Here is a 19,474-nt window from a genome sequence, read left to right on the forward strand (position 1 = left end):
AATGAAAAGATTAGAAAATAAAGTAGCAATAATTACAGGCTCATCTCGTGGCATCGGCGCTGAAATAGCAAAGAGCTTTGCCCTGCAAGGTGCTCACATCGTTATTAACTATAAAGATAGTTATGATGCCGCGACTAAAACAATGGCGGATATCAATAACTTAGCTCCTAATGTTAAAGTTATTATTATTCAGGCTGATGTTTCATTACGTTCAGATGTAAAACGATTATTCGAAGAGACCATATCAAAGCTCGGAAAAATAGACATCCTTGTGAATAATGCTGGCATTAATAAACGAGGTTTTTTTGATGAGGTAACTGATGATGACTGGGATCTGATTTTATCTACAAATCTAAAGGGACCTTTTATTTGCTCGCAAGAAGTTTTCCCATACATGGAAAAACAAGGTGGAGGACGAATTATTAATATATCCTCTGTCGCGGGGCAATATCACGGACCTAAAACTGTTCATTATGCAGTCTCGAAAGCAGGTCTAAATAGCTTAACTAAAGTTACAGCGCGCTATGGTGCACCTATAAATATTTTAGTGAATGCAGTTGCTCCTGGTATTATCAAAACAGATCAGACCGCCGATGAAATCGAGTCTGAAGCAGGTAAACGTGTTATTGATATGACATTATTAAAGAAACCGGGACGTTTTGAAGATATATGTAGTGCATGTCTCATGTTAGCCTCTGATGAACAACAATATATGACTGGCCAAATACTTGCAGTTAGTGGAGGGGCTATAATTGATAACTAAAAAAGTAATTCTTCTTCTAGGAGCAAGCTCTGATCAACTCTTTGCCATAAAAACTGCCAAAGAGATGGGCCTACATACTATTGTAGTCGATGGGGATAAACTTGCTCCAGGGTTCTCTCTGAGCGACGAGCATTTTGTTATTAGCACTAGAGATATTGACGCATTAAAATGTTTTGTTGATGAGTATCAACAAAAGAGAAAGATTGATGCAGTCTCTGTCATGGGAAGTGACATACCACAATATGTTGCTGAGCTAGCAGCATATATCGGCGTTCCTCATATTCCTATTGAGTCAGCATTGCTTACGACTAACAAATTAGCAATGAAAAAGCATTTTTTAGCGCACTCTATTCCTATCCCGTGGTTTTCTGAAGTAGATGATTTTCAACATCTATTATCAATAATTGATGAGCGTGGATTGCCTATCATTATTAAACCTTTAGACCGATCCGGTGCTAGAGGAGTATTTTTAATTAAAGAGGTTAAGAATTTAGAGAATCTTTATAATAGGTCTAAAGAACTCTCATTTTGCAAAAAAGTAATGGCTGAGGAATATCTTCCCGGAGTACAAATCAGCACTGAATCTATCATTTGCGATGGCGTAGTACACACACCTGGCTTTGTTGATAGAAACTATGAAATGCTTGATATTCTATCCCCTAACATTATTGAAAATGGAGGGTGGCAACCAAGCTCTTTAGATAAAGAAAAAAGAAATGAAATAGAGAGCCTAATAGCAAGCATTGCAAAGTCATTAGGTATAGAGAATGGTGTTATTAAAGGTGACATTGTTTATACAACAGATGGAGCGAAAGTCATTGAAGTTGCTACACGGTTAAGCGGTGGTGACTTCTCAGAGAGTTTAATTCCACTTGGCTTAGGAGTTAACTATGTTAAAACTGCTTTTGAAATTGCATTGGGAATACAAGCAAACCTTGACGCATTGACACCCAAAAACAACGTTTTTGTTGCCAACCGCTATTTCTTCCCTAAGAGCGGCGTATTGCAAAAAATTGATGGTATCGATGATGTAAAAGCGAAAGATTTCGTTAAAAAGCTAACATTCAAGTACAAACCTGGAGAGGTTATTCCAGAGATTACAGACCACTCACAAAGAGCTGGGTTATTTATCGTAGTTGCGGATAACAAGGATGAGTTAGAGAGTAGAATCAAATGGGTATATGATAGTATTGTATTTCACATAGCCTAGAATAAAATTCACTCGATCCTAGCTAGCGTCTCCATAGAAAACCCAACTATGGAGACAAAAAATACAAGTCAACAAGATAAATCTAGTGACTAGATAAATTACTCATCACTTTCACTCTGCTTGCATTATAGACAGACAACATGACACAAACATCAATATACACAGTTTTTCATCTCAACTTAGCATTTTCCTCAGTTGAACTTTCACAACATGCGGATATCGTTAAGCGGTGCTACTGGCCTTTACTCCGATTAGCTGAGTCAGGTATACCTGTAGGTATCGAAATGACAGCCTATACTCTTGAATCGATTAACCAAGTAGACAAACATTGGGTCAGCACATTCAGAGAATTATTACATAAAAACAAGTGTGAATTGATTGCAAGTGGTGACAGTCAAATAATTGGCCCCCTCATTCCTGCGATAGTCAATTCGCACAATCTTAGAATTGGCCAGAAAACATATTTTGACTTATTAAAATACACACCAAAAATCGCGTATCTTAATGAGCAATCCGTTTCCGCTGGTCTTCTCGATATCTATATTGATGCTGGATTTGAGGCAGTAGTCGTCGAATGGGACAACCCTTACTCACATAATCCTGAGTGGTCTAGTGATTTATTAGAAAAACCTCAGCAACTTATTAGTGCAACAGGACGTACAATCAAAGTCATATGGAATCATGCCATTGGATTTCAAAAATTCCAATTTTATGTTCATCGAGATCTAACTTTAGATGATTACTTAAATTATTTAATTAAAGTACGAAAATCATCCTCAATTGCATTCCCTGTATATGGTAGCGATGCAGAAGTTTTTGACTTTCGTCCAGGCCGCTATCAATCAGAAGCAAAAATAATTGATGGTGAATGGGATAGAATTAAAGTTTTATTTGACGCGCTAAACGCTTCAGATGTATACCAGTGGGTATTACCATGCAAGCTACTCAACGAGTCTACATCGTTTATTGAGAGTTTATATATTACTAACTCACAGCACCCTATTTCAGTTAAAAAACAAGCGAAATACAACATAACGCGCTGGGCTGTTAGTGGTCGCAATGATTTATTACTAAATACAATTTGTCATCAGAATTTGAATAAATTAAAGAATAAAAAAAATGTAACTGATGAGGAATGGAAAAAACTTTGTCGTTTATGGGCAAGCGATCTGAGAACTCACCTTACACAGTCTCGTTATGATCTGCTTCCGATTAAAGCCAGCGAAAAGATAACAACCCTTAATGTATCCTCATGGCAAGACCACGAAGATATTATTTTTGAATTTGACGAAGAAAGAAATAAACTTCAGGTAAAAACAAAGCATATACAGTTGTTACTTAATGGGAACAGGGGCTTAGCAATTGAAAAACTCGCCTTCATTTCTCACAACTTCACGCCAATCATTGGGACCTTGTCTCATGGATATTTTGACCATATTAGTTATGGCGCTGATTTTTACAGCAACCACCTGATTATTGAACGATTCAGACACAGAGATCGAGTAACAGACCTAAACAAAGTACAATATGAATTGGGTAAAGAGGATGGCTCAGGTGATCTTATTGTTTATTGTCACCAGTATCTAAAGACAGGCAAGGTAACGAAGTATTATCGTTTTAGCAATGAAAAATTACATTGCGGCATAATATTTGATGATAAGACTCGCCCTGAAGCATCCATTCGCCTAGGATTTAATACGCTACTCGACTGTAGTGAAAGAGCATGGTACGGAACTCATCTCGGATCATTTAGCGAGGAGAAATTCGTATTGAATGATGATATTGACCAAGGAAAACCGGTGTCTTCTATTGTCTCAGCAAATAGTGGATTAGGTGCAACAGAGGGTACATTAAACTTTGGTTCTGGATGCTTTGGTATTAACTTATCTTGGGATCCTGCATCTTGTGCAGCTCTGCCTATGATTTCAAGCAAGAAAATTGATGAACAATATCTTAATAGAGTATGGTTCTCGCTTTGCGAAGCAGACGAAACGCTAAAAGAAAATGGTAGTATTTTAGATTTTGAATACTCTATAACTCCTATATTAAGAGAAACGTTCCATGAGTAAAACATTAGCTATAATTGGTGCGCGATTAAACTCTAGCCGATTGCCTGGGAAACATTTATTAAAATTAAATGGCATACCTATGATCGGCCAATTATTAAAGCGTTTAAAAAAATGCGATGCTATTGATAGCATCGCTCTTGCGACAACATCAGATCAGTTTAATCAGCCTCTTATTGAATGGGCAAGCAATAATGATGTTAATTGCACGCCATATTCAGGTGACGTGAATGATTTAATGAGCCGACTTGACGAAATCATTCAAGATGAGTTGCCTGATTTTATTGTTTATATTTGTGGTGACTGTCCGTTAATAGACCCAACCTTTATTGATCACGCAATTCAGTCATTAAAGCTATCAAATAACGATACTATTGTTCTTGATAGTAATGTCATAAGTCTACATGAAGGTATGGCATTTTATAGTTTAGCTGGCTGGAATAAGCTTAACCATGCTAGCAACAATCCAATGGCTCGTGAACATGTAGGATATGCAGATCGTCAGCACGAAATTCTTTCTAAAGAGTATATTTTTGATAGCAATGATTTTTCAAAAGTAAAGCATCGTATTTCAGTAGATACTCGCTCAGATTACGATTTTATGCGCGAAATATATCAACGCTGGTACGCAGAAAATCCTAGTGACTCAATTGTTGATTTACTATGGGTTCAAGACCAACTATTACTCGACCAATCACTAAGAATGATTAATGCCCATGTTAATCAAAAAAAACCAGACTGTGAATATAGTAATGTGAGCATTTATTGCCATATAAGCAGTAAAATTGGCATAGGGCACTTAAAGCGTTGTGAGATTATTGCGAATAGTCTTCAAGAACATCTCAGTGTTGGCGCGCATATTCACATTCTCAGTGAAGAACAACATGACATTACCATGATAAACAAATGCACATGGTATCAAAGTGAAAGTGCTCTTTATCAAGCAATAGAAAATGACAGCTCTCGCCTAGTTATTCTTGATTTTAACCCTGATAGAATTTCAACTTATAAGTTACATGAAAGCTGTAAAAAGCTAAAAAAAACCAGAATTAATAACATAATAGGAATCGACAGAATGGTTGACTTAGTTGATATCCTAGATTGGGTTTTTGTGCCAAGCTTTAATGACAAGTTTGATAATGAAAAAATATCTTGTGGCTGGGAAAACTATTTATTTGAATCCTTTCCCAAAAAAGATAAAAAAGAGCAAATCCTAATTTTAACTGGTGGAAGTGATGCTCTAGGCTATGGCCAAACCCTACCATCCTTACTCACTCACATTACATGGCCAATTATTTGGGTCCAAGGACCATTAGCTACCGAGCCGTGTATACCTGATAAATCTACAATTTCGGTAGTAGAGTCACCCAAAAACTTAAAAGAATTAATTGCAGAATCAACAATAATTTTATCCTGTTATGGGATATCTCTTTTCGAATCAATTTATAATTCGGCGTCAGTTATATTATTACCGGTGAAGCATCTTTGTGATGCTGATGAACTAACTAAGTTAGCAAGTTTTTCATGCTGCAAAATATCCTCTTCAGAAGAACAGGCCGTACTTTTTCTGCATAATTTAGTACAGTCACCAGAAGAAAGAGAACAATTAATAAATAATGCTAGCAAAGTATTCGCTAACTATTCTGGCATTAATTCATTTATTACAGGAATAAAAAAGTTTCTCTAACATCTAAAATACAGGTCTTGCATTAACTCAAGACCTGAATTTTTGTTATTCTACATAATCAGTAACAATCCCTACTAGGTTTGTCAGATCAACATTAAAATGATCAAATATATAATAATCTCTACTATATTGTTGAGCCTTGTATAATTTATTTTCCTCAAGGCTTACAAACTTAGGGCATAATGTAATCACCTTGGTACCAACAGCACAGGCAATATCACCAACCGATGTACCGACAGTGATAATTAGATCAAGCTGACTCATTAGCCCTGCAACTGATAAAAAGTCATTTTTCTGATCTATGTCATCAAAAACGAAAAATTGCTCATTTTTATTTTTCAGTTTTTTAATTTCTTTTGAAACATCATCATATTGTAATGAGATGAAGTTAGCATCTAATTTCCATAGTGGCGCTAATTCTGATATATCTAACATTCCCATATTTCGGCCTTGGCTCCGCATACCGCTACGCCAAGAAATACCGATATTATACTTTCGCTTAGGTAAACTAGATATGCGCTCACGCCATAAATTATTTATGCTATCAGGGATAGTCCAATAGGATTCACTGCATAATAGCCTATTTTCACTTTTGAAAACAAAGCCCATCAAATCACCAGCAGCACAAATATATGTTTTATTATTTATGTATTGTTCTTCATTAGGGTAATTACGCACGCCATTGCTGAAACCACAAGCAATAAATGTTATTCCAGGATAAGACAGCTTAAATAGTTCAATTAATCTTGGCTCTGTGTAAACAATAATGTTTTTAGCATTCTTTAAAGCATAGCGATAGTTGTGTGCAAAACGAATTTCATCACCAATTCCCTGTTCTGCATAAATTAATAAAAACTCATCATCCTTTAGCTTTTGACCTTGCCAACGGTTAATCTCCCGACCGAAAGTTACACGTTGCCCACATTGTTCACCATATGCATACGACTCTAAAAATGCCTGATTTTGTCCGGTGAATGCAAGATAGGCATGCCGATTCCATTTAGGTGCTACTGTATTAGGGTAACGCTCAATCAGATCCTGATAAACTAAATCGCCTTTTTCCCCCATCCCCACCCACAGATAAATTTTGGCTGCGGCATCAGCCAATTCGGTATTTTCTGGGTACTGGTGATACAACGGCAGCAGCGTGTCTTGGAACTGACGTACCGTTGAATAATTGAGATTTTTGTTGCTGCTTTCTAGCCATTTAAACTCGGCAATAACCATCTGGATACGGTATTCATCTGACGGTTTTTCCGTATTAAGCTTACGGTAAGCTTTAAGTGCTTGCTCATAGGCACCAGATTTGAGGTAGTTTTTGGCCAGAGTTTCATAAATGACCAGGCTTTGTGGATAAACCTTTCTACCCTCCTGTAAAATCTCGCGTGCCGCAGGATATTCGCCTAAATCATTGAGTATATAGCCGTATACATAGTAAACTCCTTGCGAACGGAATCCTTTCTTGTAAGCAATTTCAGCTTTAGTTTTAGCCTGCTCATTTTTATCTTGGCGATGATAGAGATAAGCCCACAGAAAATCGTGCTCCGCATCACCGTCTTTGAGCTCTTGCGCCATTGAGAGCAAAAGCTCAGCATCAGAGAAATCGCCGTTTTCGATCAGCGCTTGCGCTTGCTGGTAATACTCTTGCAGCGTGGTTTCCAGCTCCACTATCTCTTCACTTTGTTGCACTTCACGCAGCAATGCACGGTAGCGCATGGCATTGGCTTTATCGCCAATTTGCTCGTAGGCTTCTTTTTTCAGCGTCAAAAGCTCGACGCTACCGGAAATATGCTGTTCCAGCTCAGTCAATAAGTTTAGGCAGCTTACGTACTGCTGACTGCGAAAATAGGATTGTGCCAGCGTGAAATAGAGTTCGAGGTTGTTTGGGTCACACTCGGCGGCGCGCCACAAATAGCGCTGGGCTGCTTCTTGGTTGTTGTTTTCAAAGGCAATCAGACCGGCGGTATGCTGATAGGCAAAATTGTCGGTACACAGGTCCGCCATCAGGCGTACAACATGATAACCATCTTCCTTGTTGCCCTGATTAAACAATTCCACGCCACGTTGAAAATGCGCTTCGATCTCTTCTGCCGAAGGCAGGTTCTGTATGTCTGACATCTTTTCCTCTGATTGCCCGTCACTGATATGCCTGACATAGCAATTATTACGCCATTTTCGGCAGTTTCTCTGCGGTATTCGGCATGATAAAGGCGTAAAAAAACCGCGCCTAAGCGCGGTTTTTCACCAAAGAAGCCATTTGTTATCTGCAGCCCATTAATTAAACGATTAGCGATAGCAGATTAACTTTAGATATAGTTAAACAGACTCAACCCCTGCAACTTCATAAACGTGGCCTGACTGGCCTGCATTGAGCTACTGAGCATGGTCATCTGCAAAATGGCGGTCGGATAGTCGACATCCTCTTGAGTAGAGAGCGCGCTTTTTACCACCACATCATTATCGGCATGATCTTCTTTCGCGGTTTCCGCCGCTTGCATGCGCGTACCCACTTCACCGCGTACCGAGTTCAGGTGTTTACTGATGGCATCCAGGTCGGCAAGACCCATGCTGATGTTGCCGGTGTTAGTGCCGTCTTGCACATTTTTGATTGCGTCTTGCATCGCTTCGAATGCATCGATGGTTTTACCCGGCTTGATGCTGACTTTATCCGCACCATCATCTGACACTTTAGGCTCGCCGCTGAATTTGATCCGCGCCAGATCCTGCTTGCCATCATTGATCACCAGTTGACCATTTTTCATATCTACTGGCTGTGGTTCAGGAGGTAACAGTGTGCCTGGATGTGCAGGATCTTCTTCCTGCTTAGGAACGTACTCGCCCTTGCTATTTTTAGCCAGGAAACCGGTTGAACCGTCAGCCATTTTGACAAACTCGACATCATACTGCTCATCAGAACCTTTCAGATTCTCGGTGCTGTTGATGAAGAAATCCGAGCCTTCGCTAAGATTGTAATCCGGTCGATAATCACCAAATGGGTTCGGCACTTGCTGGAACAGCTTTGCCCCAGAATCATTCACCGGAACTTGGATTGAAGATGCCACCTGCATGAAACGCTGTTCATCGTTGCCACGGTACTGAATTTTACCGCTGGCATCTTTGAAAAATGGCGGTTGATCGGTTTTGGTGCCACCGAAGATATAGTTACCGGCTTCATCACGGGTATTGGCCAGATCAAACAGAGCATCTAAGTTAGATTGCATGTCTTGCGCCAGTGCATTACGGCCATCTTGGTCCAGTGATGGGTTCAATGCCCCTTGCACACGCTCTTTGCTGTTTTGAATCAAATCGTCAGCGTTTTTCAGGTAGGTCTCTTCCTGCCCTAAGCGATTGAGCGCCAAGTCCGCCATGTTGGTGTACTGCTGATTCAGGGTGCTTTGCTGTTTAAGGTTATGGATGGAGACCATGGCCACCGCATCATCACCGGCGGTCTGAACCCGTTTGCCAGAATCAATCTGGCTCCATACTTTGCTCAGCTCAACCTGCTTTTGCCCCATGTTAGTGGTAAACAGGCGGTAGTCCTGAAAAGAAGATACACGCATCATAATGCTGGTCCTGTAATGTAATCGGTAAAACGTCTGGCAAAGACCGGTCTAAACCGGTCTTCTTGGGCACGGCTCATTGAAGCGTTAATCAGCCCAGCGCGCCCATCAGGGTTTTAAAAATATCGTCGGCTAATGTAATGATCCGCGCACTGGCTGAGTAAGACTGCTGATAGCGAATCAAATTACCGGCCTCTTCGTTCAGATCCACACCGGAGACACTGCTAGCGCGAGTTGCCGCGCTCTGATACTCCAGTTTGGTGTGGCTGTAATCACGCATAGCCGATGACTGCGCCGCACCGATATCCGTATTGAGTTTTTCGTACACATCGAACAGGGTCTGGGTGCCGTTACCCATGATTTTGCTGTTCTGCAGATCTTGCATTGCCAGCAAGTTGGTGTTGCTACCAGAAGCAGGGTCCATATCGATGCTGAAAGAATCACCGACTTGCGGTTTACCGCCGAGGGTAATTTCCATCCCGCCCACGTTCACTTTAGCGCCTGCGGTATACTCGCCTTTTTGCAGCTCTTTTGGTGGCTCGCCACCATCGGTGATGCGGTATGACAACTTGCCACCATCATCGAAGTATTCGATATTCAGTTTACGGCCATCAATCGGATAATTTGGATCGGCTTTATCTTTCACCGAGACATTCACGCTACCGCTGCCCTTGTTAGCTTCACCTTTGTTGGTAATGCCTTGCGCAGCGATTTGCGATGGATCGGTCATGTTCATACCGATATCCGCAGCACCTTGGCGGGTTGGACGAATTTCAATTTTATCGCCTTTGGCGATAGTGCCGCCGTTGATCTCTAGCGTGAAGCCGTATTTATCAGAGCTTAAACCATTCATCGGCGTGCCTTTCGGCGTCAGCTTTTCTAGCTCGTTACCGCTCTTATCACGCAGAATGTAATCTTTACCGTCAAACTCGACTTGGAACGGACCGGCACTGAGTTTGCTGACATCATCAATGTTGACGCCCAGATCCAAGCCCGGATTGTTGCTGATAGCACGGCTCTGCTTGGCCTGATCGCTATTGATATCGGTGAACATGTTTTGACCGATATCGCCATTGAGATCCAAGCCTTGTTGCTGCTGCTTGTTAATCGCATCCGCAATGCCTATCGCCATCAGACCGATTTGATCCATCGCCTTCGGGATATGCACATCGCGCATTTCAAACATCGCACCCAGCTTGCCGCCGAGTGACTGGCCGTTGAGCAGCTTGCTGCTGTTACCCCAGCTAATCGCCATTTGGCTTTGACGAGGATCGGGTGAGCCATCCACCATCTTGATTTTGGCGCTGTCGCCACCGGACACCAGGGTGTGACCACCACCAATCAGGACGTTCATCGAGCCATCGTCTTTCGGCACCGTCGAGACTTGGGTGTACTCGGCCAGTTCGTCCAGCAGCGCCTGACGACGGTCTTCCATCTCGTTGGAGCTACCGCCTTGTTCGACGATGGTTTTGTTCAGATCGGCCAACTCTTTGGCGATATCGTTAACCCGCTGCGCGCTGCCGGTCAGCTGATCATTCAGTTCATTAACTTTGTTATCGAGGGTGCTGTGCAGGTTATTGAACTGGGCGGAGAGGTTTTTTCCCTGTTCAAGAACTTGCTGGCGCAGTGCAACATCATTCGGCGCGTCGCCCAGTTTATTCACCGCATCAAACCAGCTGTTGAGGGTGTTCGGAATTTTAATCCCCACCTTCGACAGCAAGTTATCCAGCTCGGTCAACCCGGTGGTGCGCTGAGTGGCGTTGGAGAATTTGGTGGTCGCCATGTTCAGTTCGTTGTTGGCGTAAGTGCTGTACACACGACGCACTTCGGTGATGTTCACACCGGTACCGAACTGCAGGTTGCCCTGATACTGGGTTCCGTTGGTGGTCTGAACCGCAACCTGACGGCTGTAACCGATGGTATTGACGTTATTGATGTTGTTACCGGTTACCCGAAGCTGAGCTTGGTTAGCCAATACACCGCTCATGCCCAGTTGCAGTAGATCATTCATTACCTTCTCCTCAATCTGATGTGCCCAGAACCTGCGTTTAGCCAGTTCAGACGACGGCAGCTACCTGATATGTATCTGCCGTACTCAGAAAAACTTTACCCGAATCAGAACGGGAACCACTCGCTATTAAAGAAGCGTGACAACCAACCCTGCTTCTGGGTATCCGAGAACGCACCGGTACCGGAGTATTGGATACGCGCATTGGAGACTTTCACCGAGGCAATTACGTTATCTGGGCTAATGTCTTCAGGGCGGATCGTGCCGGTCAGGCGAATGAACTCTTCGCCATTATTCAAGGTGATCCACTTCTCGCCGCGCACACGCAGGTTACCGTTCGACAGCACCTGAATCACTTCCACCGAAATCGAGCCGCTTAGGCTGTTGCTCTGATCGGCGGCTGCCCCACCGTTAAAGTCATTGCTGTTAGTGATACCAAAGGAAACCGGCACCCCGTTGATGGTGACAGGACGACCGGCAATGGTTGGGCTTGGCAAGCTGGCGTTGCTCTCTTTGCTCAAGTCGGTCTTGGCGTTTTTCTTGGCTTTGGTGTTTTCCATCAGCTGCACGGTGATGATGTCACCCACCCGATGCGCCTTGATATCCGAATACATCCCGCCGCCTTGCGGTTTAATAAACAGGGAGCCTGTCAGCTCAACCGGTGGCTTTGGCGCTGGCGGCGGCTCGACCGGTGCCCAGTTGGGATCATCGGCAATCGGTTTATTGGGGCTAGCACAACCAACTAGCGTGATCCCGCACAGCAGTACCAGCAGGGTAGAGATTCGGCGAAATTGCATCATGTTCACGGGTTCCGACAAAATAGATGACGTCTAGGCGCGTTATTCCAGCAGTGACTGGACACGGCGCAGAATACTGATGACCTTATTGGCATAGCGCGGGTCGGTGGCATAACCGGCTTTTTGCAGATGCGAGATGTAGTTTTCAGGATTGGCGGCCTGTTTGAGCGCCTGCGCGTAACGGCCGTTTTCTTGCAAGAAACGCACGTAATCCTCAAAGCTATCGGCAAAGCTGTCATAGGCCCGAAATGGAGAAGTCACGTTCACCGCCGTACCGTCGAAATACTCCAGCGTACGCACGGTGACCTTATCGCCATCCCAGCTCTTACCGGCTTTGATGTTAAACAGGTTATTACTGCTGCCGGCGGCGTTTTGAATGATGCTCTTGCCCCAACCGGTTTCCAAGGCGGCCTGCGCAATCAAAATAGCCGGCGTCGTCCCCAGCTTTTTAGCCGCTTTCAAGGCATGCGGGAACAAGGTCGCCACAAACTCTTGCGCGCTAGAAAAACCGTCTTCTGGCGCGTCGGGCAAATTGTCATCGGTTCCCACCGAGCGGGTTTTACGATGACTCGCGATGCCCGTCACCGGATCGGGTTGATGCAGACCGGAGGATTTATTTTTGCGCAGGCGCAGCTCAGAGAGCAGATCGCCACCGGCCTGAGCGACCGGTGCAGCGCTGTTGCCCTCATGCTTGGCGTCTTTACCGCCCAATTGCGTGACCAGCAGATCTGCCAGCCCCAATGAGCCTTTGCGCGATAGCTCCGCCGCCAGCTCTTCGTCATACATCTGCTGATAAAAATCTGCCGACGGCGAGTTAAACGGCGAGTCTTCGGATTTGAAGGCCGAGTTAGCGTCACGCATGCTTTTCAGCATCTGGCGCATAAAGGTGGCCTCGAACTGATTGGCTGCTGCGCGCAGCGCATCCTTATCATTTTTCAGCGCCGCCTCACGCATACGGCTGAGGCTGTTTAAGTCATGATAAGTACTGGCATCAACAAATCCGCTGTCCATCAGATCACCACCAACTCACCTTGAATCGCCCCAGCCTGTTTCAAGGCTTCGAGGATCGCCATCACATCAGACGGGCCCGCGCCAATATCGTTCACCGCCCGCACCAGATCGTCGAGGGTCACGCCCGGATCAAACTTCACCATCTTGGATTTGTTTTGATCGACTTGGACGTTAGATTGCGGCGTCACCACCGTTTGCCCTTGCGACAATGGATTTGGCTGACTGACGTTGAGATTTTCGTTGATGGTCACGGTCAAGCCGCCATGCGTAATGGCCGCGGGACGCAAACGTACATTCTGACCAACCACGATGGTGCCAGTACGGGAGTTGACCACAATCTTGGCCGCCTCTTCCGCCGGATCAAAATCGATATTTTCCACCGTCGACAGGAAATTCACCCGCTCGGTAGCATCGCGCGGCGCGCGTACTCGAATCGAGGTGCCATCAACCGCTTGGGCAATTTGGCCACCTAAGGTGTCATTGATCGCCTCGGCCATGCGGCGGGCGCTGGTAAAATCCGCACTGTGCAGGTTGTAGGTGATGAAATCGCCGCGATCAAACGGAGTTGGCACTTCCTGCTCCACCGTCGCACCGTTTGGAATTCGGCCTACGGTCGGGGTGTTGGCTTGCACCTTAGAGCCGTCATTGCCTTCGGCGCTAAAACCGCCGACCACTAAACTGCCCTGCGCCACCGCATACACCTGACCATCCAAGCCTTTCAGCATGGTTTGGAGCAGCATACCGCCACGCAGACTTTTGGCTTCACCCAGCGACGACACCGTGACATCCACGGTCTGCCCTTGCTTGGTAAACGGCGGCAACTCGGCTGTTACCGCTACCGCAGCCACGTTGTTGATCTTCGGCTTAACGTTGGCCGGGATCTGGATGCCAAAGTTTTGCAGCATCGCCTTGAAGCTCTGCTCGGTAAACGGGCTCTTTTCACCGGTGCCGGTCAAACCCACCACCAGACCGTAACCCACTAACTGGTTACTACGCACCCCTTCCACCACGGCCACATCTTTGATGCGCGCCGCGTGTACCGGCTGCCAACACAGGCAACCGATCACTATCCCTAACCAACCCAATCGCATGACGTTAGTTCTTACCTGCATTACAAGCGCTGTGACACATAGCCCAGCATTTCATCTACCGAGGAGATCACTTTGGAGTTCATTTCGAACACCCGCTGCGCTTCGATCAAGTTGATCAGCTCTTCGGTTACGTTCACGTTGGAGGATTCCAACGCGCCCTGCTTGATTTTGCCCAGACCATCTAAACCTGGCGTACCTTCTTGTGCTTCACCGCTGGCACCGGTTTGCAGATACAGGTTTTCCCCGATCGGCTCCAGACCTTGCGGGTTTACAAAGCTGACCAAGGTGATCTGGCCGACTTGCTGCTCTTCGGCTTGCCCTTGCAGACGCGCAGAAACCTGACCATCGGCGCTGACGGTAACGGAAGTCGCATCCGCCGGTACCGAAATGTTCGGCTCCACCGGATAACCGGCACCCGCGGTGACCAAGTTACCTTCGTCATCGCGCTGGAACTGCCCGTTACGGGTGTAAGCGGTCGAGCCATCTGGCATGCGGATCTGGAAGAAGCCATCACCGTCGATCATCATGTCGAAGGTGTTGCTGGTCACTTGCACGCCGCCTTGCTGGAAGTTTTTCTGCGTGGCCACCACTTTGGTACCACTACCCAGCATCAAACCGGATGGCATGGTGTCATCTTGCGCTGACGTTGCACCCGGTTGGTTGATTTTCTGGTACAGCAAATCCTCGAATACCACCCGGCCTTTTTTAAAGCCCACGGTGCTGGCATTGGAAATGTTGTTCGAGATATTGCGAATGTTAGTTTGCTGGGCATCCAGACCGGTCTTACTGACCCACAGAGCGGGATCCATGGCATTCTCCTTCTTTATCAGTGCAGGCGCTTAGGCCTGCGCTGAAAACGGGCTCAACTCATTTTTAATAGCTGACTTTGAGCCGAATCATTCTCTTCGGCCGCTTTCATGGCCTTGACCTGCATATCGAACTGACGCTGCAAATCAATCATCTGTACCATCTCACCCACGGCACTGACGTTACTGGCTTCCAGCTTACCGCTCACCAGTGACACCGTCGGGTCGGCGGCCTGTGGCAGGCCATCTTGGGTGCGAAACAGGCCATCAGCGCCCTTCACCAGTGAGGCAATCGACGGATTCACCAGCTTGATGCGGCCACCTTGTTCGATGGCGTCTGGCGGCGCGCCTTTTGGCAAATACGAGATAGTGCCGTCAGAGCCAACTTGCACCTTGGCCAGTGGCTGCGGCAGCGTGATGGGGTTGCCGTCTTCGCCCAAAATCGGCTGATTGGCAGCGTTGCGTAACTGGCCATTTTCATCCAGTTGCAGGTGACCGGCGCGCGTATAGGCTTCACCGCCATTAGCGGCTTGCACGGCTAACCAGCCGTCACCGGCAATAGCGACGTCCAGATCACGGTTAGTGCTCATGAAGCCGCCGTGGGTAAAGTCACTGCCCGGACGCTCAGTCATGCTGAACACCCGTGACGGCAGCCCTTCGCCATACGCCTGCATGGCGCGAGCCTGTTCAAAATCTTTGCGGAACCCCTGCGTGTTGGCATTCGCCAAATTATTGGCGTGCACCCGCACACCTTGCAGGTTCTGCTTGGCACCGCTCATGGCGATGTACAGCATCTTGTCCATGTCTGATTACTGGCCCTTGCTGAAAATCGGTAAAACAGTTGCGTTCACCACACTATGCATCGCGGCATAGGCGCATACCGACATCGGTATGGCCGCATCTGTATAAGGCATACGTCTTACAAACTTAACTGCTGAAAAATGCTTACAAGAAACATGCCATATGCCTCGCTCACGTCAGTGCGAGTGAGATAATGCGGCCGAGTACACTTTGCTGCTATTAAAACGCTGAGTTATGCCCATACCGTGGATCTTGGCGGGCTAACTCAGCGCGAAAGCAAATGTGTTACGGCAAAATGGAATTAGCGGATCTGCAAGATGGTCTGCTGCAAACCTTGGTCAATTTCCAGCGCACGGGAGTTCGCTTGGAAGTTACGCTGCGCCGAGATCAGATCCACCAGCTCGATGGTCATGTTGGTGTTGGACTCTTCCAGCGCACCGCTCATGATCTTACCGTTGGAGCCTTTACCTGGCTCGCCAATCAGCATCGCACCAGAATCTGGTGTCGCACGCCACTGGGTGCCACCAATCTGAGTCAGACCTTGTTCGTTCGGCACGGTTACCAGCATCACTTTACCCAGATACTCGCTCTTACCGTTGCTGTAGTTCGCCACCAGCAAACCGTCAGGACTGATATCCACCTTGGTCAGACGACCCACGACCACGCCGTTTTCGTTGATCTTTTTCACGTTAAAATCAGAGGCGTACTGTGTCGGCTTATCGAAATTAATTTCTAAGGTCTGCGCTGTATCGGCACCGTTCAAATTGATGCCGGCGGCCGCCATGCTGACCGTTTTCGGATTGGTTGGTTTTTGCGTTTTCAGTGAACCATCACTGTTGAACTCCAGCTTCACGCCTTTTTGGCCAGTACCGCCACTCGCTTCACCGCCATCGATATCCAATGCTTTTTCGTTACCGTCTTTATCGGTCACCGTGGTATAGGCTTCCCACGTGTTATCGGCTGTTTTAGCAAAGTAGGTGGTCATCGAGTAGCTGTTACCCAATGAGTCATAGATGCTGGTTGAAGTGGATTTGCTGTAAGTATCCGGATCGTCAAAATCAAACGGCGTTTTAGTGACAGCTGCTTGGTTGGCAGGCAAGTTTACCCCAATATCCAGTTTGGTTGACGCCGACGGCTGACCGGCCTCGGTGGGTACCTGTACCGGGCTAGAGGCTTGCAAACTCACGGAAGACGCCTGACCTTTGGCATCTACTGGCAACACCCGCAGATACTGACCGGCTGAGTTCACAATGTAGTTATCTTTGTTCAGCTTAAACTCACCGGCGCGCGTCAGGCTGACATCTTTGTAATCCATGCCGTTACTGACGGCAAAAAAGCCCTTACCGTTAACCCGCAAATCCAGTGGGTTATTGGTATAACGGGTCGAGCCTTCATGGAACTGCTGGGAGATCATCGACGTCTGCACACCGCCGCCGACGGTGGTTTTCGGGTTTGAGAAAATGGAGGAAGAATACACATCCGAAAATTCGGCACGGGATTCTTTAAAGCCGATAGTATTGGCGTTGGCAATGTTGTTACTGGTGGTGCTCAGATCCTTTTGCGCAGCAAACAGGCCACTCAGGGAAATACTCGACATTATAAAAATCTCCGTAAACGTTGTTCGTCAGTTTCTTCTTTATCGTTGTCGTTCATCAGTGCGGTTTGCATTACCGGCGTATACGGTTTCTTGTCATCAGAGCCGCCCGAACCACCATCTGAATCACTCACTTTGCCCACTTCCAGAATGTTACCGAGTGGAATACCGCCTTCGACACCCTTGACGTTGATCAGCGCACCGGCATCGGACTGCAATACCACGCTGCTCACGCGGTGATACGTCGCCAACTGATCGGTAATATCCTTGTTCTCGCCTTCAATCTCGGCAGTCGCTTTCAGCTTGTATTTGCCTTCTGGAACCGGATTACCGTCTTTATCGGTACCATCCCAGTTAAAGCGGATCACGCCATCTTTCTCGCCGCCCATATCAATGGTTTTGATCAGCTGGCCATTTTCATCTTCAACGCGAATCGAGAGGTTGTTGAGCTTCTCACCATTTTTGGAGAAGATCGCCCCGCTGACCTGACCGTTTTCCAGCCATACATCCGAGGTTGGCAACAACACGTCTTGACCCACCAGCGATGACGCCTGCAGTGCCTGGCCAGAGCCCATCAGCTGGTTCATCACCGCAAACTGATCGCCCATCTTGTTGATGCCATCCACGGTGGCGAATGACGCCATCTGCGACACCATCTGATCGTTACTGACCGGATTGAACGGATCTTGATACGCCAGCTGTTGCGTCAACAGACGCATAAAATCTTGTTGCGTCAGGGAAGACGTTGCCCCCCCCGTTGGATTTTCATTCGGGCGGGTATTGTCCGCATCGCTGGTTTTATCGGTGCCATCAGCCGCTGTTTTTTGTTTGCCCGTAATTGCCGAGTTGCCACCGGCGGCATTACTTTGCCGGCTCACCTGCTCTAGGTAGTTATTACTACGTAAGGTAGGGTCAATCATCTGTTACTCCTTACTTACCCAGATTCAGGGTTTGCATGGCCATTTGCTTGGCCGCATCGGCGACTTGCACGTTGGTCTGGTAAGAGCGCGATGCAGAAATCATGTCCGCCATCTCTTCCATCACATTCACATTTGGCTTGAAGATATAACCGTCTTTGTTCGCCAACGGATGATCAGGGCTGTACTCCATATCCAGCGGCTTTTGGCTTTCAATGATGCCCGCGACCGATACCGGCACACTGCTCGAATCGCTCATCGCATCGTCCAACACCGCATTGAATACCGGATGACGCGCTTTGTAGGTTTGATCCGCGGAGCTGCTCACGCTGTCGGCGTTGGCCAAGTTACTGGCGGTGGTGTTCAGTCGTACTGACTGCGCGCTCATGGCCGTACCGGCCACGTTAAATACATTAAACAGACTCATGCTTAGTCTCCGCGAATGGCTTTTTTCAGACCGGAAAACTTGCTGCCCAGAAACTGCAGGGAAGCCTGATATTCAATGGTGTTTTCCATAAACAGGTTACGTTCCACCTGCAAATCTACGGTGTTACCGTCGCCACTGTCGGGCTGATTGGGAATGCGGTATCCCTTCACGCCAGAAAAATCGGCAGACGCCGCAATGTGGCGAGAATCGGTCATCGCCAAACTGCCACCGCTTAACTGGTCACTGCCCTGCGCAATGGCTTGATCCAGCGCCTGAGAAAAGTCCATATCCCGCGCTTTGTAGCCTGGGGTATCGGCATTGGCGATATTACTGGCCAGCATTTCGGTACGCTGGTTACGCAGGCCTGGGGTGTACTGGTGGATCCCCAGCGCCTTATCGAAACTGATTGCCATCATCATTCTCCGAATACATCTGTCTGACGGTAAAGCAAACTTAATGCCAAGACACCGCCGGTTGTCATTTCCCGGCAGGCCATTTGCCCACGCGCCGCACGCTAGGCATAGCTCTGCCTGACCTGCACCACACTAGGCTCAACACCACGTATCAATCTTTAGCGGCAATCTCCCCACCACCCAACGGCAAAAACGGCAAAGCCCTGCCGCCGGCAAATACCCGTGTATTCATCCTGCAGAAAAGAGAACGGTACAACAGCGCCCAAGCCGATTAACAAAGGGACCAGAGATAAGAGATAAGAGATAAGAGATAAGAGATAAGA

At 46.7% G+C, this 19,474-nt stretch carries 16 protein-coding genes; 4 read left to right on the plus strand and 12 right to left on the minus strand.

From position 1 onward, the window contains the following. The first annotated feature begins 1 nt into the window (after position 1). The 4 genes from L975_RS14765 to L975_RS14780 all read left to right on the plus strand — a co-directional run bounded on the left by L975_RS14765 (position 2) and on the right by L975_RS14780 (position 5,726). Positions 2 to 763 carry an SDR family NAD(P)-dependent oxidoreductase gene (locus tag L975_RS14765; RefSeq protein ID WP_047709173.1) on the plus strand — a complete coding sequence of 254 codons (762 nt, stop codon included), beginning with the start codon at positions 2 to 4 and terminating at the stop codon, positions 761 to 763. After that, positions 753 to 1,973: an ATP-grasp domain-containing protein gene (locus L975_RS14770; RefSeq protein ID WP_052181510.1), complete on the plus strand. Its 1,221-nt coding sequence runs from the start codon at positions 753 to 755 to the stop codon at positions 1,971 to 1,973. Before L975_RS14765 ends, L975_RS14770 begins: the two co-directional genes overlap by 11 nt. A 140-nt stretch (positions 1,974 to 2,113) precedes the next feature. Continuing rightward, positions 2,114 to 4,042, plus strand: coding sequence for a glycoside hydrolase (locus L975_RS14775; protein ID WP_047709174.1), 1,929 nt, complete (start codon positions 2,114 to 2,116; stop codon positions 4,040 to 4,042). Beyond that, on the plus strand, positions 4,035 to 5,726 hold the full coding sequence (locus tag L975_RS14780) for a cytidylyltransferase domain-containing protein (protein WP_047709175.1): 1,692 nt from the start codon (positions 4,035 to 4,037) through the stop codon (positions 5,724 to 5,726). The genes L975_RS14775 and L975_RS14780 overlap by 8 nt, the downstream gene beginning before the upstream one ends. Positions 5,727 to 5,771: 45 nt before the next feature. Here the strand turns inward: L975_RS14780 and L975_RS14785 are convergent, their stop codons facing one another. The 12 genes from L975_RS14785 to flgB all read right to left on the minus strand — a co-directional run bounded on the left by L975_RS14785 (position 5,772) and on the right by flgB (position 19,151). After that, positions 5,772 to 7,844 carry a hypothetical protein gene (locus tag L975_RS14785; protein WP_047709176.1) on the minus strand — a complete coding sequence of 691 codons (2,073 nt, stop codon included), beginning with the start codon at positions 7,842 to 7,844 and terminating at the stop codon, positions 5,772 to 5,774. Between the two features lie 188 nt (positions 7,845 to 8,032). Next, positions 8,033 to 9,289, minus strand: coding sequence for a flagellar hook-associated protein FlgL (flgL, locus tag L975_RS14790; protein ID WP_047709177.1), 1,257 nt, complete (start codon positions 9,287 to 9,289; stop codon positions 8,033 to 8,035). 88 nt (positions 9,290 to 9,377) lie between these two features. After that, positions 9,378 to 11,297, minus strand: coding sequence for a flagellar hook-associated protein FlgK (gene flgK, locus L975_RS14795; RefSeq protein ID WP_047709178.1), 1,920 nt, complete (start codon positions 11,295 to 11,297; stop codon positions 9,378 to 9,380). Positions 11,298 to 11,401: 104 nt separating this feature from the next. Next, on the minus strand, positions 11,402 to 12,094 hold the full coding sequence (gene flgH / locus L975_RS14800; protein WP_218185609.1) for a flagellar basal body L-ring protein FlgH: 693 nt from the start codon (positions 12,092 to 12,094) through the stop codon (positions 11,402 to 11,404). A 39-nt stretch (positions 12,095 to 12,133) separates the two neighbouring features. Further along, positions 12,134 to 13,102: a flagellar assembly peptidoglycan hydrolase FlgJ gene (gene flgJ, locus L975_RS14805; protein WP_039045253.1), complete on the minus strand. Its 969-nt coding sequence runs from the start codon at positions 13,100 to 13,102 to the stop codon at positions 12,134 to 12,136. Continuing rightward, positions 13,102 to 14,193, minus strand: a complete 1,092-nt coding sequence (locus tag L975_RS14810; RefSeq protein ID WP_039045252.1) for a flagellar basal body P-ring protein FlgI — start codon at positions 14,191 to 14,193, stop codon at positions 13,102 to 13,104. The genes flgJ and L975_RS14810 overlap by 1 nt, the downstream gene beginning before the upstream one ends. A 20-nt stretch (positions 14,194 to 14,213) precedes the next feature. Continuing rightward, on the minus strand, positions 14,214 to 15,002 hold the full coding sequence (gene flgG / locus L975_RS14815) for a flagellar basal-body rod protein FlgG (RefSeq protein WP_010862222.1): 789 nt from the start codon (positions 15,000 to 15,002) through the stop codon (positions 14,214 to 14,216). A gap of 53 nt (positions 15,003 to 15,055) precedes the next feature. Then, complete coding sequence (flgF, locus tag L975_RS14820) at positions 15,056 to 15,802, minus strand: flagellar basal-body rod protein FlgF (protein ID WP_047709179.1); 747 nt, start codon at positions 15,800 to 15,802, stop codon at positions 15,056 to 15,058. Between the two features lie 299 nt (positions 15,803 to 16,101). Next, a complete protein-coding gene (gene flgE, locus L975_RS14825; protein ID WP_047709180.1) occupies positions 16,102 to 17,397 on the minus strand; it encodes a flagellar hook protein FlgE in 1,296 nt (431 codons plus the stop codon). After that, positions 17,397 to 18,314 (minus strand): flagellar hook assembly protein FlgD, encoded by a 918-nt coding sequence (locus L975_RS14830; RefSeq protein WP_052181511.1) that lies wholly within the window; start codon positions 18,312 to 18,314, stop codon positions 17,397 to 17,399. Before L975_RS14830 ends, flgE begins: the two co-directional genes overlap by 1 nt. A gap of 10 nt (positions 18,315 to 18,324) precedes the next feature. After that, positions 18,325 to 18,738: a flagellar basal body rod protein FlgC gene (gene flgC, locus L975_RS14835; protein ID WP_010862226.1), complete on the minus strand. Its 414-nt coding sequence runs from the start codon at positions 18,736 to 18,738 to the stop codon at positions 18,325 to 18,327. A 2-nt stretch (positions 18,739 to 18,740) separates the two neighbouring features. Beyond that, on the minus strand, positions 18,741 to 19,151 hold the full coding sequence (gene flgB, locus L975_RS14840) for a flagellar basal body rod protein FlgB (RefSeq protein WP_010862227.1): 411 nt from the start codon (positions 19,149 to 19,151) through the stop codon (positions 18,741 to 18,743). Positions 19,152 to 19,474 lie beyond the last annotated feature (323 nt).

This window comes from Plesiomonas sp. ZOR0011 (assembly GCF_000800945.1).
GTDB classification, from domain to species: domain Bacteria; phylum Pseudomonadota; class Gammaproteobacteria; order Enterobacterales; family CAMTGL01; genus Plesiomonas; species Plesiomonas shigelloides.